Origin of the sequence: Neobacillus sp. SM06, assembly GCF_050496765.1 — a bacterium.
In the GTDB taxonomy this organism is placed as follows: domain Bacteria; phylum Bacillota; class Bacilli; order Bacillales; family Cytobacillaceae; genus JAEVLT01.
In genome coordinates, this window is the sequence record NZ_JBNWEO010000018.1 from 180,736 (window position 1) to 197,533 (window position 16,798).

Annotated in this window: 15 protein-coding genes and 1 other RNA gene; 15 read left to right on the forward strand and 1 reads right to left on the reverse strand. The window is 44.0% G+C overall.

Features of this window, described 5'->3' with window-relative positions:
- The first annotated feature begins 3 nt into the window (after positions 1-3).
- The 3 genes from aspS (at position 4) to ACQYAD_RS15995 (ending at position 2,907) form a co-directional block, all read left to right on the forward strand.
- On the forward strand, positions 4-1,779 hold the full coding sequence (gene aspS, locus ACQYAD_RS15985; RefSeq protein WP_430239679.1) for an aspartate--tRNA ligase: 1,776 nt from the start codon (positions 4-6) through the stop codon (positions 1,777-1,779).
- 61 nt (positions 1,780-1,840) lie between these two features.
- A non-coding RNA gene (ssrS, locus tag ACQYAD_RS15990) (6S RNA) lies at positions 1,841-2,033 on the forward strand.
- A 112-nt stretch (positions 2,034-2,145) separates the two neighbouring features.
- On the forward strand, positions 2,146-2,907 hold the full coding sequence (locus ACQYAD_RS15995; protein WP_430239681.1) for a tRNA threonylcarbamoyladenosine dehydratase: 762 nt from the start codon (positions 2,146-2,148) through the stop codon (positions 2,905-2,907).
- Between the two features lie 58 nt (positions 2,908-2,965).
- Here ACQYAD_RS15995 and ACQYAD_RS16000 read toward each other — a convergent pair whose 3' ends face one another.
- Entirely contained in the window at positions 2,966-4,234 is a 1,269-nt protein-coding gene (locus ACQYAD_RS16000) for a replication-associated recombination protein A (protein ID WP_430239682.1), read from the reverse strand.
- A 242-nt stretch (positions 4,235-4,476) separates the two neighbouring features.
- Between ACQYAD_RS16000 and ACQYAD_RS16005 the strand changes: the two genes are divergently transcribed.
- The 12 genes from ACQYAD_RS16005 (at position 4,477) to ruvX (ending at position 16,790) form a co-directional block, all read left to right on the forward strand.
- The gene (locus tag ACQYAD_RS16005) at positions 4,477-5,169 is read left to right on the forward strand and encodes a YczE/YyaS/YitT family protein (RefSeq protein ID WP_430239683.1); all 693 of its coding nucleotides are present in this window, start codon (positions 4,477-4,479) and stop codon (positions 5,167-5,169) included.
- The gene (cymR, locus tag ACQYAD_RS16010; RefSeq protein ID WP_430239684.1) at positions 5,166-5,585 is read left to right on the forward strand and encodes a cysteine metabolism transcriptional regulator CymR; all 420 of its coding nucleotides are present in this window, start codon (positions 5,166-5,168) and stop codon (positions 5,583-5,585) included. Before ACQYAD_RS16005 ends, cymR begins: the two co-directional genes overlap by 4 nt.
- A gap of 18 nt (positions 5,586-5,603) precedes the next feature.
- Positions 5,604-6,749, forward strand: coding sequence for a cysteine desulfurase family protein (locus ACQYAD_RS16015; protein ID WP_430239685.1), 1,146 nt, complete (start codon positions 5,604-5,606; stop codon positions 6,747-6,749).
- A gap of 49 nt (positions 6,750-6,798) precedes the next feature.
- The gene (gene mnmA, locus ACQYAD_RS16020; RefSeq protein WP_430239688.1) at positions 6,799-7,953 is read left to right on the forward strand and encodes a tRNA 2-thiouridine(34) synthase MnmA; all 1,155 of its coding nucleotides are present in this window, start codon (positions 6,799-6,801) and stop codon (positions 7,951-7,953) included.
- Positions 7,954-8,054: 101 nt separating this feature from the next.
- Complete coding sequence (locus ACQYAD_RS16025; RefSeq protein WP_430239691.1) at positions 8,055-8,708, forward strand: tetratricopeptide repeat protein; 654 nt, start codon at positions 8,055-8,057, stop codon at positions 8,706-8,708.
- Between the two features lie 35 nt (positions 8,709-8,743).
- On the forward strand, positions 8,744-11,155 hold the full coding sequence (gene recD2 / locus ACQYAD_RS16030) for an SF1B family DNA helicase RecD2 (RefSeq protein ID WP_430239694.1): 2,412 nt from the start codon (positions 8,744-8,746) through the stop codon (positions 11,153-11,155).
- A 26-nt stretch (positions 11,156-11,181) separates the two neighbouring features.
- Positions 11,182-11,664: a PRC-barrel domain-containing protein gene (locus ACQYAD_RS16035; RefSeq protein WP_430239697.1), complete on the forward strand. Its 483-nt coding sequence runs from the start codon at positions 11,182-11,184 to the stop codon at positions 11,662-11,664.
- Between the two features lie 12 nt (positions 11,665-11,676).
- The gene (locus ACQYAD_RS16040; protein WP_430239700.1) at positions 11,677-11,868 is read left to right on the forward strand and encodes a hypothetical protein; all 192 of its coding nucleotides are present in this window, start codon (positions 11,677-11,679) and stop codon (positions 11,866-11,868) included.
- Between the two features lie 108 nt (positions 11,869-11,976).
- On the forward strand, positions 11,977-13,059 hold the full coding sequence (locus tag ACQYAD_RS16045; protein WP_430239702.1) for an AI-2E family transporter: 1,083 nt from the start codon (positions 11,977-11,979) through the stop codon (positions 13,057-13,059).
- A gap of 334 nt (positions 13,060-13,393) precedes the next feature.
- Complete coding sequence (gene alaS / locus ACQYAD_RS16050) at positions 13,394-16,027, forward strand: alanine--tRNA ligase (RefSeq protein WP_430239705.1); 2,634 nt, start codon at positions 13,394-13,396, stop codon at positions 16,025-16,027.
- 73 nt (positions 16,028-16,100) lie between these two features.
- Complete coding sequence (locus ACQYAD_RS16055; protein WP_430239707.1) at positions 16,101-16,367, forward strand: IreB family regulatory phosphoprotein; 267 nt, start codon at positions 16,101-16,103, stop codon at positions 16,365-16,367.
- A gap of 3 nt (positions 16,368-16,370) precedes the next feature.
- Positions 16,371-16,790 (forward strand): Holliday junction resolvase RuvX, encoded by a 420-nt coding sequence (ruvX, locus tag ACQYAD_RS16060; RefSeq protein WP_430239708.1) that lies wholly within the window; start codon positions 16,371-16,373, stop codon positions 16,788-16,790.
- Positions 16,791-16,798: the final 8 nt, after the last annotated feature.

Here is a 16,798-nt window from a genome sequence, read left to right on the forward strand (position 1 = left end):
AGAATGTTTGGCAGAAGCTATTTTTGTGGTGAAGTGCCGGAATTGGCCATTGGCGAAAAGGTAATCTTAAAAGGATGGGTACAAAAACGGCGCGACCTAGGCGGTTTAATTTTTATTGATTTGCGCGATCGCACAGGTATTGTACAAGTTGTATTTAATCCAGACACGTCTCAAGAAGCATTAAACGTAGCGGAAAAAATTCGTAATGAATTTGTGCTGAGTATTGAGGGAAAGGTCGTCGCACGCGAAGAATCAACATTTAACGAGCAGTTAAAAACAGGAAAAATTGAAGTGTATGCTGAAGCGGTAACGATCATCAATGAAGCAAAAACACCGCCATTTATGATTTCGGATCATACCGATGCCTCTGAAGATGTCAGATTGAAGTACCGCTATCTTGATTTTCGCCGCCCGGTCATGTTTGAAACGCTTAAAATGCGCCACCAAGTAACAAAAGCGATTCGCGGTTTCCTTGATGGTGAAGGATTTTTGGATATTGAAACACCGATTCTAACAAAAAGTACTCCTGAAGGGGCTCGCGATTACCTCGTTCCAAGCCGGGTGCATCCAGGCGAGTTTTACGCACTGCCGCAATCGCCGCAACTTTTCAAACAGTTGTTGATGGTCGGTGGGATTGAGCGCTATTATCAAATCGCCCGCTGTTTTCGCGATGAGGATCTGCGTGCTGACCGCCAGCCGGAATTTACACAAGTCGATATTGAGACAAGTTTTTTAGGGCAGGAAGACATTATGGGCTTAATGGAAAAAATGATGGCTAAAGTGATGCGGGAAGTGAAGGAAATTGAGGTTGCGGCGCCATTTCCCCGCATGACGTATGATGAAGCGATGAGCCGCTATGGTTCGGATAAGCCGGATACGCGCTTTGAAATGGAACTTGTCGATCTATCAGAGATTGTGAAAAATTCAAGTTTTAAAGTGTTTTCTGCTGCAGTCGAAAGCGGCGGCCAAGTAAAAGCAATCAATGTCAAAAGCGCTGCCGATCAGTATTCCCGTAAAGATATCGATGCTTTAGGAGAGTACGCACGCCGCTATGGTGCCAAAGGACTTGCCTGGCTCAAGGTCGAAGAAGACGGATTCAAAGGACCGATTGCCAAGTTCATTACCTCTGAGGAAGAACAGGCGATAAAAGCTACGCTGGCTGCTCAGACAGGTGACTTGCTTTTGTTTGTTGCAGATAAGAAAAGCGTTGTTGCAGATTCTCTTGGTGCTTTAAGGCTTAAGCTTGGAAAAGATTTAAATTTAATTGATCCGGGTCTATTTAACTTTTTATGGATAACCGATTGGCCGCTTCTTGAATTTGACGAAGACGAAGGGCGTTATTACGCTGCACATCATCCGTTCACAATGCCTTTCCGGGAAGATTTAGATTGGCTTGAGACGGAGCCAGGCAAAGTTCGGGCGCAAGCGTATGACATTGTCTTAAACGGCTATGAATTGGGCGGTGGCTCATTAAGGATTTTTGAGCGTAATATACAAGAAAAGATGTTTAAGGTTCTTGGATTTACCGAGGAAGAAGCGCGCGAGCAGTTTGGGTTCTTGCTAAATGCGTTCGAATACGGCACACCGCCGCATGGTGGAATTGCCTTAGGTCTTGACCGGCTTGTGATGCTCCTTGCAGGAAGTTCAAACCTCCGCGATACAATTGCTTTTCCGAAAACAGCCAGTGCGAGCTGCTTATTGACAAATGCCCCTGGTGAAGTTTCCCAGAAGCAGCTGGATGAGTTGAATTTGTCAATAAACGTTAACAATCAGCAATAGCTTCCGGCGGTTTTTACCTTGAGCAATACATGAAAATATGGTATGCTAATAGCAATTAGAGAGAGTCCTGAAGTGTACGTTGGATAACCTGAAGTTTTGACCGAACATTTTTTCTTCGGGAGTCTGGAGTTTTTCATTTGCACAAATGCCCCGCTTTTCGGAATGGGGACTTGCAAGAGTGGAAACAGGACACCCACCTGCTGAGCGCGGGATCAAAACAAAGGAAGCAAAGCAACGGCACGATTGGGACTCTCTTATTTTGTCTGTAAAACTCTCCTGCTATGGAGTTTTTTTTTTGATTCTACTATAATAATCCCTATGGATTTACTTCATATTAAAAAATGAGAACATTTTGGAGTGATTGAAATGCTACATCAATTTTCGCGAAACGAGTTAGCGATTGGTAAGGAAGGACTTGATATTTTAAAAAACAGTACGGTTGCCGTTCTCGGAATTGGCGGGGTGGGTTCATTTGCAGCTGAAGCACTGGCTCGTTCCGGCGTTGGCCGCCTCATCTTAATTGATAAGGATGACGTCGATATTACAAACGTCAATCGCCAGCTAATTGCATTGTTATCGACTGTGGGCCAGCCAAAAGCTGATCTGATGAAAGCGCGCATTGCTGACATCAACCCGGAATGCGAAGTCATTGCATTAAAAATGTTTTATACCGAAGAGACGTATGAGCAAATTTTTTCCTATGGCTTGGATTTTGTTGTCGATGCCTCTGATACAATTGTTTATAAGATTCATTTGATGAAGGAATGTTTAAAACGCAATATTCCGATTATTTCAAGTATGGGAGCAGCGAATAAAACGGATCCGACCCGATTTCAAATTGCCGATATTTCAAAGACGCATACAGACCCAATTGCAAAAGTCATCCGTACAAAATTACGCAAGGAAGGGATTCAGAAAGGAATTCCGGTTGTTTTTTCAGATGAAAGTCCAATTGTGATCCGAGAAGATGTAAAAAAAATAGTCGGGAATGAAAAGGCGGAGATTCGCAAGGCACAAATGCCGCCTTCATCCAATGCATTTGTTCCGTCCGTTGCAGGTTTGATTATGGCAAGCCATGTGGTCAACCAATTGCTGAAGGATATCAAAATTACCCGGGTAAAAGATTAAATCTCCAATAATCATTGGAGATTTTTGCTGTCCATGCTATAAATTTGTGCATTGGCACTTATTTTTTCTTCAACTTTTCATAGACAGAAGCAAGAGCCTGTTCGAATTTGCCTGTACGCTTTGGTTGATAGTATTGTTTGTTTTGTAAGCGATCCGGCAAGTATGCTTGCGGAACCCAGCCAGTTTCGTAATTGTGCGGATATAGGTAGCCGATTCCTCTGCCAAGCTCTTTTGCCCCTTTATAATGGGCATCCTTTAAATGGTCGGGAACTTCGCCGATTGCTCCTTTTTGAATATCGGCAAGAGCGGAATCGATGGCCATAATCGCGGAATTTGATTTAGGCGAAAGGCAAAGCTCAATGACTGCGTTTGCTAAAGGAATCCGTGCCTCCGGGAAGCCGAGGCGTTCCGCCGATTCAATTGCAGCCAGTGTTCTTGGTCCGGCCTGGGGACTGGCGAGACCAATGTCCTCATAGGCCATAACGAGCAGACGCCGGCTGATACTGACCAAGTCTCCAGCTTCAATCAATCTGCCAAGATAATGCAAGGCGGCATCTGCGTCACTGCCGCGAATCGATTTCTGAAACGCGGATAAAACATCATAATGCCCGTCGCCATCTTTATCATGTGCAAAGCTTTTTTTCTGCAGGCATTCTTCAGCTGTTTTCAGATCGATCCGAATGATGCCGTCTTCATCAGGTTCTGTTGAAAGGACCGCAAGTTCAAGGGCATTCAACGAACTTCTTACATCACCGTTCGCCCCTTCTGCAAAATGATTCAACGCCTCTTCTTCAAGCTCGACAGCTAATTTGCCCAATCCCCGCTCCTCATCTTTTATGGCACGCAACAAGGCTGTTTTTATTTCATCTGGGGCAGGCGGCTTTAGCTCAAAAATTTGGCAGCGGCTGCGGATCGCCGGATTAATGGCGTGATACGGATTGCTTGTTGTCGCTCCAATTAATGTAATCATTCCGTTTTCCAGATAAGGCAAAAGGAAATCCTGTTTTGCTTTATCCAACCGATGAACTTCATCAAGAAGTAAAATAACCTTTCCCGACATTTTTGCTTCTGCAGCGACCACTTCCATATCTTTTTTATTATTGGTTACTGCATTTAAGGTTCGAAAGGCGAAGTCGGTGCTTCCGGCAATGGCACTGGCAATTGATGTTTTTCCGATTCCAGGCGGTCCGTATAGAATCATGGACGTAAGCTGGCGGGCTTTCACCATCCGGGCGATCATTTTTCCTTCGCCAACAAGATGCTTTTGACCGACAATTTCTTCAATTGTTCTTGGACGCATTCGAAATGCTAGTGGTTTTTGTGGCATGTTTCGATCTCTCCGTTTATTTCGCTAATTAGAATGTATATCGATAAATTCTGAACGCATAAGGGAAATTCTCCTCTGTCTTCGCCAATCGGAGAGTTTTCTATATGCAAAAAATAGCATACCATTGAATCAGTAAAAAGCATACAATTGTGGAATGTGATATAATTTCTAAGCATATCAAATTACTTTGGTTTTTGGTAAAATTGTAAAGGTCCATTGAATGAACGAACGGGTGAGGGTAAATGCTTGAAAAACGAAAAGGCCAGTTGGCATACCGATTTGCGATTTATTTTATTGGTTTGCTGATAATGGCGCTCGGTATTGTTTTTCTAATTAAAAGCAGATTGGGAGCGACGCCGTGGGATGTTTTCCATGTTGGTTTGTATGATCACTTGGGATTAACAATCGGAAGCTGGTCAATTTTGGTCGGGTTTGTGATATTGGGGGCGGCAGCGGTCATTTCAAAAGAAATTCCTCATATCGGTGCTTTTTTGAATATGCTGACAGTCGGAATTTTTATTGATCTTTATATGATGCTACCATTTATGGTCACGCCTGAATCTTTTGCCGGAAAAATGGCGATGTTTTTAATGGGAATCTTGTTAAATGCATATGGAATGGGAATTTATATTTCCGCTAGTTTGGGCGCCGGGCCGCGCGACAGTCTTATGCTGGCACTGACAAATAAAACCGGCTGGAAAGTGCGCAATGTTCGGGCAGCCATTGAAATTGTTGTCTTATTGATTGGCTGGAAATTAGGCGGACCTGCTAACTGGGGGACAATTTTGTTCGGGTTGACAATTGGCCCGATGGCCGGCATTGCCCTGCCTCAGTGCGATCGAATGGCGAGCAGGCTGTTGAAGAAAGCAAGCACAAAGCAGACAGAAAACCAAATTGTTTCTTCTGATCAAATAAATAGAGGTGTTATAAAGTGAAAATTTCTACAAAAGGTCGTTACGGCCTGACAATTATGATTGAACTTGCAAAAAATTATGGAGAGGGGCCGCTTTCATTAAAGGCAATTGCCCAAGCAAATGATTTGTCCGAGCATTATTTGGAACAATTGATATCGCCGCTTCGGAATGCAGGTTTAGTAAAAAGCATTCGCGGTGCTTATGGCGGCTATATCCTTAGCAAACTTCCATCCCAAATTACGGCAGGGGATGTTATTCGCATTCTTGAAGGACCGATTACGCCTGTGGAAGGAATCGAAGATGAAGAACCGGCAAAGAGGGAATTATGGATTCGGATTCGTGATGCGATAAAAGGTGTCCTTGATACAACGACACTGGAAGATTTGGCCAATCACTCAGAAGATGAACAAACAGAAGGCTATATGTTTTATATTTAAATGTTTGAAGGTGTAAAAATGGAAAGAATTTACCTTGATCATGCTGCTACCTCACCGATGCACCCACAGGTTTCCGAAAAAATGCTTGAAATCATGAATTCTCATTTTGGAAATCCATCAAGTATTCATTCGTTCGGCAGAGAAGCAAGACACTTGATCGATTTGTCCCGGGAAACGATGGCAAAAAGCATCGGCGCAAAGGAAAACGAAATTATTTTTACAAGCGGCGGCACTGAAGCGGATAATATGGCTCTTTTTGGTGTGGCAGAAAGCTATCAACAGGCAGGCCGGCACATCATCACATCCAAAATCGAACACCATGCGGTTCTTCACGCTTGTGAAAAATTGGAGAAAATGGGTTTTGACGTAACATATGTACCTGTCGATGAAACAGGAAAATTGATTCTCGATGAATTGAAAAAGGCGTTAAGGGATGATACGATTCTTGTCTCGATAATGTATGGAAACAACGAAGTGGGCACCTTGCAGCCAATTTATGAGATTGGAAAGCTTTTAAAAGACCATCAGGCTATTTTCCATACGGACGCCGTGCAGGCCTATGGAATGGAATCGATTGATGTAAATGAAGGCAATATTGATCTTCTATCTGTATCCGCCCATAAAATCAATGGCCCAAAAGGGATCGGGTTTCTTTATTGCCGAGGGGAAATAAAACTCATGCCGCGTTCATTTGGCGGTGAGCAAGAAAGAAAACGGCGTGCTGGAACAGAAAATGTCCCTTCCATTGTTGCATTTCGCGAAGCGGTGCAAATCGCACAAGCGGCAAAGGCGGAAAAACGGCAGAACTTCAGCCGTTTTAAACAAATTCTTCTTGATGAACTCGAAAAAGAGCAAGCTGACTTTTCCCTAAACGGTTCGCTTGAAAATTCACTGCCCCATGTATTAAACTTAAGCTTTCCTGGAACAAATGTAGAGGCGATGCTTGTAAACCTAGATTTGGCAGGCATTGCTGTTTCAAGTGGTTCCGCCTGTACGGCAGGTTCGATTGAGCCATCACATGTTCTTGTGGCAATGTTTGGGAAAAACTCCGACCGCCTGACCAATTCGATTCGCTTTAGCTTTGGACTGACAACGACGGAGGATGAGGTCAGAAAGGCAGCGCGCCAAACAGCGCGAATTGCCAAGCGTTTAAGCAACAGATAAAGTGAAACTTCAATCAATGGGGGACATCCTGCCCGTGAATGCAGGATAAATGCAGCAGGAGGAACAGAAAGTTGAGGTGAACAGTTTGGAAAACAAAGAACCAAAAGATACAAGAGTGGTGATCGGGATGTCTGGCGGCGTAGATTCGTCTGTAGCCGCTTGGCTATTGAAAGAGCAAGGTTATGATGTCATCGGCATTTTTATGAAGAATTGGGATGATACAGACGAAAATGGTGTCTGTACAGCCACTGAAGATTACAATGACGTTATCCGTGTCTGCAATCAAATCGGCATCCCTTATTATGCAGTAAACTTTGAAAAACAATATTGGGACAAGGTGTTTACTTATTTTCTTGAAGAATATCAGGCGGGAAGAACCCCGAATCCCGATGTTATGTGCAATAAAGAAATTAAATTCAAAGCCTTCCTTGAGCATGCGGTTAATCTTGGAGCGGATTATGTGGCAACAGGCCATTATGCACAAGTTGTCTATCAGGATGGAGAGTATAAAATGCTCCGTGGCCGTGACGAAAACAAGGATCAAACGTATTTCCTGAATCAGCTGACACAGCACCAGCTAAGCAAGGTGTTGTTTCCGATTGGCAGCCTTGAAAAATCGCGAGTACGTGAAATGGCGAAAGAAGCGAATCTGGCGACAGCAACCAAAAAGGACAGCACCGGAATCTGCTTTATCGGTGAGCGGAATTTCAAGGAGTTTTTGAGCCAATATCTCCCGGCCAAACCGGGGAATATGGAGACTTTTAACGGCGAAATAAAGGGAAAACATGATGGTTTGATGTACTATACCATTGGTCAAAGGCACGGTCTGGGTATCGGCGGCTCGGGCGAACCATGGTTTGCCATCGGCAAAGATTTGGAGCGAAATGTTCTCTATGTAGGCCAAGGCTTTCATCATGAAAAGCTTTATTCGGATTCCATTCTTGTCGATAAAGTCAGTTGGGTTTCCGATCGGCCAAAGCCAGATGTGTTTGAGTGTACCGCCAAGTTTCGTTACCGCCAGGAAGACCATAAGGTGACGGTTCGGCTGCTTCCAAATTACCAGGCAGAAGTCCGCTTCCAGGAGCCGATCCGCGCGGTTACCCCCGGTCAGGCAGCCGTCTTCTACAATGGTGAAGAATGCCTTGGCGGCGGAACAATTGACCAAGTATTTAAAAACGGTAAACGCCTCACATACGTCGGCTAACAAAACCTCCCCGATCTTCTTCAAGACCGGGGTTTTTGTTATGTGAGAAAACAGGTCGTTGGGGAAGTGTGTTATACTTCAAATTAGGGAGTTGAAAATCGATGGATAAAAACCAATTAGGTGTTCGCTATATGCAGGAAGGAAAATGGGAGGAAGCGGCAAAGGCTTTCAATGATGCAATTGCTGAAAACCCGCATGATCCAATTGGTTTTATTAATTTTGGGAATGTCCTTGCAGCTGTTCATGATAGTGAAAAAGCCGAGAAATTTTATCAAAAAGCGATTGCGCTTGATGAGAATGCGGCAGCTGCTTATTATAGCCTTGGAAATCTGTACTACAGCGATGAAAAATTTGCTGAGGCAAAGAGCCTGTTTGAAACCGCTATGAAAAAAGGACTGGAAACAGCCGACAATTTTTTCATGCTCGGAATGGCGCTTATCCAGTTAGAGCAAATTCGTTTTGCTTTGCCCTATTTGCAGAGAAGCGTTGAATTAAATGGCGAGGATGCTGAGGCGCGTTTCCAATATGGCTTATGCCTTGCCCAGCAGAACCTGATTGACGAAGCGATTGTCCAGTTTGAAAAATGTCTTGAAAAGGACCCAAACCATGCTGATGCCTATTACAATTTGGGGGTTGCCTGGGGTTTTAAAGAAGAGCCGGCAAAAGCGCTCGAACTGTTTACGAAGGCGCTTCATGTTCAGCCGGACCATACCCTTGCAGGCTATGCAAAAAAACTGATGGAACAAGGCGGTTAATTGTTCAGAAAATGATGGAGAAAGGAGGAAGGCAAGTGGAGGAGCAGCATTCATTGGATTTGTTCTCAGAGGAAGGGAAATTTATCAAAGGAAAGCATCTGGTGACCATTTTTCGCAATGATCAAAATTTCTACTCTGTCCTACGGATTCGAGTAGAAGAGACAAATGATCAATATGCGGACAAAGAAGCGGTGATTACTGGTTATTTTCCGAAAATTCACGAACAGGAAACGTATATTTTTTACGGTGAATTTAAAGACCATCCAAAATTTGGATTGCAGTTTCAGGCCAGTCATTTCCGAAAAGATATCCCCCAGACAAAGCAGGGAATTGTCAATTATTTATCAAGTGAAATGTTTAAAGGGATTGGAAAAAAGACGGCTGAAAATATTGTTAATACCCTTGGAGAAAACGCGATTTCAAAAATTTTGAATCAACCATCACTGCTGGACGCCGTCCCGAAACTTTCTCCTGAAAAAGCAAAGTTGCTCTATGATACTCTGATGCAGTATCAAGGACTTGAACAAGTAATGGTGGCTTTGAACCAATACGGATTTGGTCCGCAGCTGTCGATGCGGATCTATCAATGCTACAAAGAAGAAACGCTTGATATCATCCAAAAAAACCCTTACAAGCTGGTTGAGGATATTGAAGGAATCGGCTTTGGACGAGCCGATGAGCTTGGTTTTCAGCTAGGCATTTCCGGAAGCCACCCGGATCGAATCAGGGCTGCTTGTCTGTATACCCTTGAAAACGAGAGCATGCAAAATGGCCATGTATTTATGCAAGCTGAGGATTTGTTAAAAAAAGTAAAGAACTTGTTGGAAGAAAACGAGCGCGATGAAATTGAATTTACGTCCATTTCAAATGAGATCATTAAGCTGGATGAAGAAGGCAAATTGATCATTGAGGAAAAACGCCTTTATTTGCCTTCACTCTATTTTGCCGAAAAAGGCCTTGTAACAAGTATTAAAAGGATTCTTGAACAAACTGAATACGAAAATCAATTTCCAGAATCGGAGTTTTTGCTCGCGTTGGGCGGATTGGAAGAACGCTTAGGTGTACAATACGGACCGACCCAAAAAGAAGCGATACAAACGGCATTGATGTCGCCAATGATGATTTTAACAGGCGGTCCCGGTACAGGGAAAACGACGGTCATCAAAGGGATTGTCGAGCTTTATAGCGAATTGCATGGCTGTTCGCTTGACCCGAAAGATTATCATAAAAAGGATGAAACGTTTCCGTTCATCCTTTGCGCTCCAACCGGAAGAGCCGCAAAGCGAATGAGCGAGTCTACCGGACTGCCAGCGGTTACGATTCACCGCCTGCTCGGCTTTAACGGAACAGAAGGGTTTGAACACGATGAGGCAAGCCCACTTGACGGAAAATTGCTGATTGTTGATGAAACTTCAATGGTTGATATTTGGCTTGCCAATCAGTTGTTTAAGGCCTTGCCGGAAACGATTCAAGTCATACTCGTTGGAGATGAAGATCAGCTGCCATCTGTCGGGCCTGGTCAAGTATTAAGGGACTTGTTAAGCTCCAAACGGGTTCCGACCGTCAGCCTTACCGATATTTACCGGCAGGCAGAAGGATCCTCCATAATTGAGCTTGCCCATGATATTAAAAATGGAATACTGCCGGATAATATTGCGAAACAGCAGCAAGATCGTTCGTTTATTAAATGCCATTCAAACCAGCTTGCCGAAGTAGTGGAAAAGGTTGTACTAAATGCCAAAAAGAAGGGATACTCAGCCAAAGACATTCAAGTGCTGGCGCCGATTTACCGGGGACCTGCCGGAATTGACCGCTTAAACTTCCTGCTGCAGGAAATCTTCAACCCGAATCCGGACGGGGCAAGAAAAGAAATTTCTTTTGGCGAGGTGAACTATCGGATTGGCGACAAAGTTCTTCAACTTGTAAACCAGCCGGAGAGCAATGTCTTTAATGGGGATATTGGCGAGATTGTTTCGATTTTTTATGCGAAAGAAAATACTGAAAAACAAGATATGGTGGTGATCTCCTTTGAGGGAAATGAAGTTACTTATACACGGCAAGATTTAAATCAAATTACTCATGCCTATTGCTGCTCTGTTCACAAATCACAGGGAAGCGAGTTTCCGATCGTGATAATGCCTATCTCCCGCGGGTATTATCGAATGCTAAGAAGAAAGCTGATATACACCGCCATTACTAGAAGTAAGCAATTTTTGATTTTATGCGGTGAAGAAGACGCACTAAGAATCGGCGTGGAGCGGGCTGATGAAGAAAACCGGCAAACTACCTTGTGCCCAAAGCTGCAGGACGCGATTCCTGCGCGAAACAAACATACAGAAAATGCAAATCAAAGGGTATCGATAGAAGAACGATTGATGAATACGGACCCGATGATTGGAATGGAAAACGTTACACCTTATGATTTTATGATGAGTGAAGAACACTAGTAATGTTCGGAAAGGTGGGATCTTCTTTGCGGACATTTTCATTATTAAAAGGTTTGCCTGTTTTTCAGCTAGCAAATGGGGATAAAATTGGCGAAGTGGTTGACCTTTGCATTGGCAAAGACGGCCGCGTTAATGGGTTGCTTGTAAAAAAAGGCGTTTTTTTAAAACACCATTTTTATCTGCCGATCGACCAGGTGAATTCCTTTGGGAGCGATGGGATTATGACGGAACAGGGTGAGCAGCTGGAAAAATGGAAGGATAAAGAATTGCCTGAATATACCTTTTCCCATCAGAATGCCCTGGAAGGAAAGCTGCTGGTTTCCACAAGCGGTGACTCGCTGGGATTGTTAAAAGATGTATATTTTTCCGAAGAGTTGGGCACAATCGTAGGGTATGAAGTTACAGATGGCTTCTTTACAGAGATCACGGAAGGTAAGCAAGTGATTGAAGCGGAAGCTCCCCCTGCGATCGGAAAAGACGCCATCATTGTCGATGTAAATGTTAGGTGAGGTGTCTTTTCCATGTTTAAGTGTCCGAATTGCCAAAGCAAAGATATTGGCAAAATTGGCATCAACCAATATTATTGTTGGAACTGTTTTATTGAACTGTCGGTTACGAAAGGGCTGATCCACACCCATCAAGTTGAAGAAGATGGAACGTTAAGTTCTCTCGACGACTTGTTTGAGGAAGAGGATCGCCGCTTTACAAGTTGATATTCAGCAAATCCCCCGTCAATCGGGGGATTTTTATCTGTCAACCCGATTCCTCTGTACATAATTCCAGCCATTTCCCCGAAAACTAAACAGGAAGGAGGAATGGTGTTGGATATTCAAGTAAAGTGGTATTACCGGATTGGATTTATACTTCTTTTGCTGCTAGCTATTTATTTTTTTGTCAAAATCCGCTTTGTTTGGATGCCGATTTTAAAAGTTGCAGCTGTTATTCTGCTTCCGTTTTTTATTGGCGGCTTCATTACGTATTTGCTGCATCCGATTGTGGAAAAATTGCACGAAAAAGGGCTGCATCGGGGGCTTGCGATAGTTTTGATTTATGTTCTTTTTTTTGGCGGAATCGGTTTTTCTTTGTACAAAGGAATACCCGCTTTTATTAAGCAGCTGAGAGATCTTTCTGAAAATGCCCCGATTTTTGCCGAACAGTACCGCAGTTGGATTCAGCAGCTTCAAGCGCATACCGCTGAATGGCCAGATGGATTGCAAGGAAAAATGAACGATGGGATTAATGCATTTGAACAAAAGTTGGATGCTATTTTAACGCTGTTTATCGGTTTTTTAGTTAATTTTTTAAATTCGGCAATTGTCTTAATGATGATCCCTTTTATTGCCTTTTATATGTTAAAGGATTTTCACTTAATTAAACGGGCAGTTTGGTACTTGACACCGAAAAAATGGCGCAAACAGGGAATTCGCTTTTTGCGGGATGTCGATGAATCCCTTGGGAGCTATATTAGAGGCCAGTTGCTTGTTTGTTTGATTCTTGGTGGAATATCTGCGCTGTTTTTTTGGATATTTCACTTGAAGTATCCACTCCTGCTTGGCATGATTGTTGGTCTGACTGATTTGATCCCGTATTTTGGCCCAATTATAGGTGCTGTTCCAGCAGTCATTATTGCAGCAACCATGTCGACAAAGCTTGTGATCATCACCATTGTGATTATTTTTGTGATTCAGTTTCTCGAAGGGAATATTTTGTCACCCTACATTGTCGGGAAAAGTTTGCGGATGCATCCATTGATGATTATGCTTGCAATAACTGCAGGTGGAGAGGTTGGCGGACTGCTTGGTTTGATTTTGGCGGTACCGGCGCTCGTTGTCCTCCGGGTTGCGGTTTTTCATGCGAAAAACCACTTTATTCGTGGGCGAATAAAGCCCACATCTTCACAATAAATTGACAAACGATGCTAATCTAGCTATAATTCGGCTATAATCGATTAAAGGGAAAATGATGAAGGATCAAGTATGTTATAGTCCATCTTGAAGAGAGGAGCTTCCGCGGCTGAAAGAGGCTCTAGATGAAGGATCAACAGAACGCTAATCCAGAGTGCAGCTAATCCCTGCCGATGTCCCGCGTTAAGGGGAATTTGAGAGATGGATATAAAGAATTTTTGTATCCATAATCAGGGTGGTACCGCGAGTTTCGCTCCTCGTCCCTGTAAGGGATGAGGGCTTTTTTGTGTTTATTTTTCTAAAATAGCTATTGATATCAAAGGGAGGTCTATTCATGAAAAAATTAACGGGATCACAAATTCGCAGAATGTTTCTTGATTTTTTTAAAGAAAAAGGACATGCCATTGAACCGAGCGCTTCGCTTGTACCACATGATGATCCGTCCTTGCTGTGGATTAACAGTGGTGTTGCAACACTGAAAAAATACTTTGACGGCCGGGTTATTCCGGAAAACCCAAGAATAACGAACGCGCAAAAATCTATCCGCACAAATGATATTGAAAATGTCGGAAAAACCGCACGCCACCATACTTTTTTTGAAATGCTCGGCAATTTTTCCATCGGCGATTATTTCAAAGAAGAAGCAATTGAATGGGCATGGGAGTTTTTAACGAATCCAAACTGGATCGGCTTTGAGCCGGAAAAGCTTTCCGTTACCATTCATCCTGAAGATGGGGAAGCGTTTGAATTGTGGAATAAAAAAATCGGCATTCCTGAAGAGCGAATCATTCGGCTGGAAGGGAATTTCTGGGACATTGGGGAAGGCCCAAGTGGTCCAAATACTGAAATTTTCTATGATCGCGGCCCGGAATACGGGAACGATCCTGAAGATCCGGAGCTTTATCCGGGCGGAGAAAATGACCGGTATCTTGAAGTCTGGAACCTTGTTTTCTCACAATTTAACCATAACCCGGATGGTACATACACGCCGCTTCCAAAGAAAAACATTGATACAGGGATGGGTCTCGAACGGATGGCATCCGTTGTGCAAAATATGCCAACCAATTTTGAAACCGATCTGTTCATGCCGATTATTCAGGCAACCGAAGAAATTTCCGGCGAAACATATGGTGTCGTAAACGAAAAAGATGTCGCATTTAAAGTTATCGCCGACCATATTCGAACGGTCGCCTTTGCAATTGGTGATGGTGCCCTGCCGTCGAATGAAGGCCGCGGATACGTGCTGCGCCGCTTGCTGCGCCGTGCCGTTCGGTATGCGAAAAAAATCAATATCAACCGGCCGTTTATGTATGAACTCGTTCCGGTTGTCGGCGAAATGATGAATGATTTCTATCCGGAAGTTCAAGAGAAGAGCGATTTTATTCAAAAAGTAATTAAAACCGAAGAAGAACGTTTCCATGAAACGCTGCATGAAGGTTTAGCTATTTTAGCCGAAGTGATCAATAAGGCAAAGGAAAACAGCAGCAATCAAATTGCTGGCGTGGATGTCTTCCGCCTTTACGATACGTACGGATTCCCTGTTGAATTAACGGAAGAGTACGCTGAAGAAGAAGGCATGAAGGTTGACCACGAAGGATTTGAAGCGGAAATGGAGCTTCAGCGCGAGCGTGCCCGGGCAGCTCGCCAGGATGTCGATTCCATGCAAGTTCAAGGCGGCGTTCTTGGTGAAATCAAACTGAAAAGCGAATTTATTGGCTATGAGAAACTCGAAACGAATGCGAAAGTTTTGGCAATCGTGAAAAATGGCGAACTGACTCCTGAAGCTATTCAAGGGGAAGAAGTTCAGCTACTCCTCGATGTCACGCCATTCTATGCAGAAAGCGGTGGCCAGATTGCCGACCGCGGTACACTGGAAGGCGATGGGTTCAAAGCTGCGATCAAAGATGTGCAAAAAGCGCCAAATGGACAAAATCTTCATAAAGCGATCATTGAGGAAGGTCGTTTACGAACGAATGATTCCGTTTTGGCGAAGGTTGATGCGGCAAATCGCGCAAAAATTATTAAAAACCATACAGCTACCCATCTGCTTCATGAGGCATTGAAAGAGGTTCTTGGCCGGCATGTGAATCAAGCGGGTTCACTTGTTGAGCCAGATCGCCTGCGTTTTGACTTTTCCCATTTTGGGCAAGTAAAGCCGGAAGAACTTGAGCAGGTCGAAAAAATTGTCAATGAACAAATTTGGAAAAACATACAGGTCGATATATCGTTAAGACCGATAGCGGAAGCAAAGGCAATGGGTGCAATGGCTTTATTCGGCGAGAAGTACGGAGAGATTGTCCGCGTTGTCCGCGTTGGTGACTTTAGCCTTGAGCTGTGCGGCGGCTGTCATGTTCCGAACACAGCTGTTATCGGTTTGTTTAAAATTATTTCCGAAAGCGGGATTGGCGCCGGAACAAGACGGATTGAAGCCGTTACAGGGGAAGCTGCATACCAGCTTTTAAATGAACAAGTCGGCTTGTTAAAAGCGGCTGCTGAAAAGTTAAAAGCAGGTCCAAAGGAAATTGTAAGCCGGATTGACAGCATGATGGCAGAAATGAAGCAGCTACAGCGCGAAAATGAGTCGCTTGCTGCCAAGCTTGGAAACATTGAGGCAGGCAGCCTCGTTTCAAAAGCGAAAGAAGTCAATGGTGTCACCGTTTTAGCTGCCAAAGTGCAGGCCGCTGATATGAATGGCTTAAGAAACATGGCCGATGATCTCCGGCAAAAATTAGGCTCCGCGATTCTTGTCTTAGGCAGTGTGAACGATGGCAAAGTCAATCTTATTGCTGCGGTAACAAAAGATTTGATTGAAAAAGGTTATCATGCCGGCAAGCTTGTTAAAGAGGTGGCAGCCCGGTGCGGCGGCGGCGGCGGCGGACGCCCTGACATGGCTCAAGCGGGCGGGAAAGACCCGAACAAGCTTGAAGAAGCGTTGCACTTTGTCGAAGAATGGGTAAAGAGCATTTGATAAAAGAGCAAAGTAGTGTAAAATGAAGGTAACGTTTACACTACTCTTCTCTAAAAGATGGCGAGGTGCAATAATGAGCTCATTTGACAAAACGATGCGATTTAATTTTTCCGAAGAGCCTTTTGAACATGATGTGAATGAAGTATTGTTTCAAGTATATGAAGCGTTAAAGGAGAAAGGGTACAATCCTATCAATCAAATTGTCGGCTACCTTTTATCAGGTGATCCTGCGTACATTCCGCGCCATCGGGATGCACGAACGATCATTCGCAAGCTTGAGCGCGATGAAATTATTGAAGAGTTGGTAAAATCCTATTTAAAACAGCAGCGAGAGGGTTAACGGATGCGCATTATGGGACTGGATGTCGGCTCGAAGACGGTTGGCATCGCCCTCAGCGATGAACTTGGGTGGACAGCGCAGGGGCTGAAAACTCTTAAAATCGATGAGGAAAAATCGGAATTTGGTTTTGATGAAATGGAAACGATCATCAAAGAATATGATGTTGGCCGAGTTGTAATCGGATTGCCGAAAAATATGAACGGAACGATTGGCCCCCGAGGGGAGGCAAGCCAGCAATTTGCCGCAGAAATCGAGCGGCGATTTTCCCTGCCTGTAGTGCTTTGGGACGAGCGTCTTACAACGATGGCTGCCGAGCGCGTTTTGCTGGAAGCGGACGTCAGCCGGAAGAAACGGAAGAAGGTCATTGACAAAATGGCTGCTGTACTGATTTTGCAAGGCTATCTTGATAGTAAAAATGGATGAGGTGACCA

Bases quoted from the DNA above. Each gene is read 5' to 3' on its own strand.
- aspS (WP_430239679.1), top strand. From the start codon at position 4: ATGTTTGGCAGAAGCTATTTTTGTGGTGAAGTGCCGGAATTGGCCATT.
- ACQYAD_RS15995 (WP_430239681.1), top strand. From the start codon at position 2,146: ATGCTACATCAATTTTCGCGAAACGAGTTAGCGATTGGTAAGGAAGGA.
- ACQYAD_RS16005 (WP_430239683.1), top strand. From the start codon at position 4,477: ATGCTTGAAAAACGAAAAGGCCAGTTGGCATACCGATTTGCGATTTAT.
- alaS (WP_430239705.1), top strand. From the start codon at position 13,394: ATGAAAAAATTAACGGGATCACAAATTCGCAGAATGTTTCTTGATTTT.
- ACQYAD_RS16040 (WP_430239700.1), top strand. From the start codon at position 11,677: ATGTTTAAGTGTCCGAATTGCCAAAGCAAAGATATTGGCAAAATTGGC.
- ACQYAD_RS16055 (WP_430239707.1), top strand. From the start codon at position 16,101: ATGAGCTCATTTGACAAAACGATGCGATTTAATTTTTCCGAAGAGCCT.
- mnmA (WP_430239688.1), top strand. From the start codon at position 6,799: ATGCAGCAGGAGGAACAGAAAGTTGAGGTGAACAGTTTGGAAAACAAA.
- ruvX (WP_430239708.1), top strand. From the start codon at position 16,371: ATGCGCATTATGGGACTGGATGTCGGCTCGAAGACGGTTGGCATCGCC.
- ACQYAD_RS16015 (WP_430239685.1), top strand. From the start codon at position 5,604: ATGGAAAGAATTTACCTTGATCATGCTGCTACCTCACCGATGCACCCA.
- ACQYAD_RS16000 (WP_430239682.1), bottom strand. From the start codon at position 4,234: ATGCCACAAAAACCACTAGCATTTCGAATGCGTCCAAGAACAATTGAA.
- ACQYAD_RS16025 (WP_430239691.1), top strand. From the start codon at position 8,055: ATGGATAAAAACCAATTAGGTGTTCGCTATATGCAGGAAGGAAAATGG.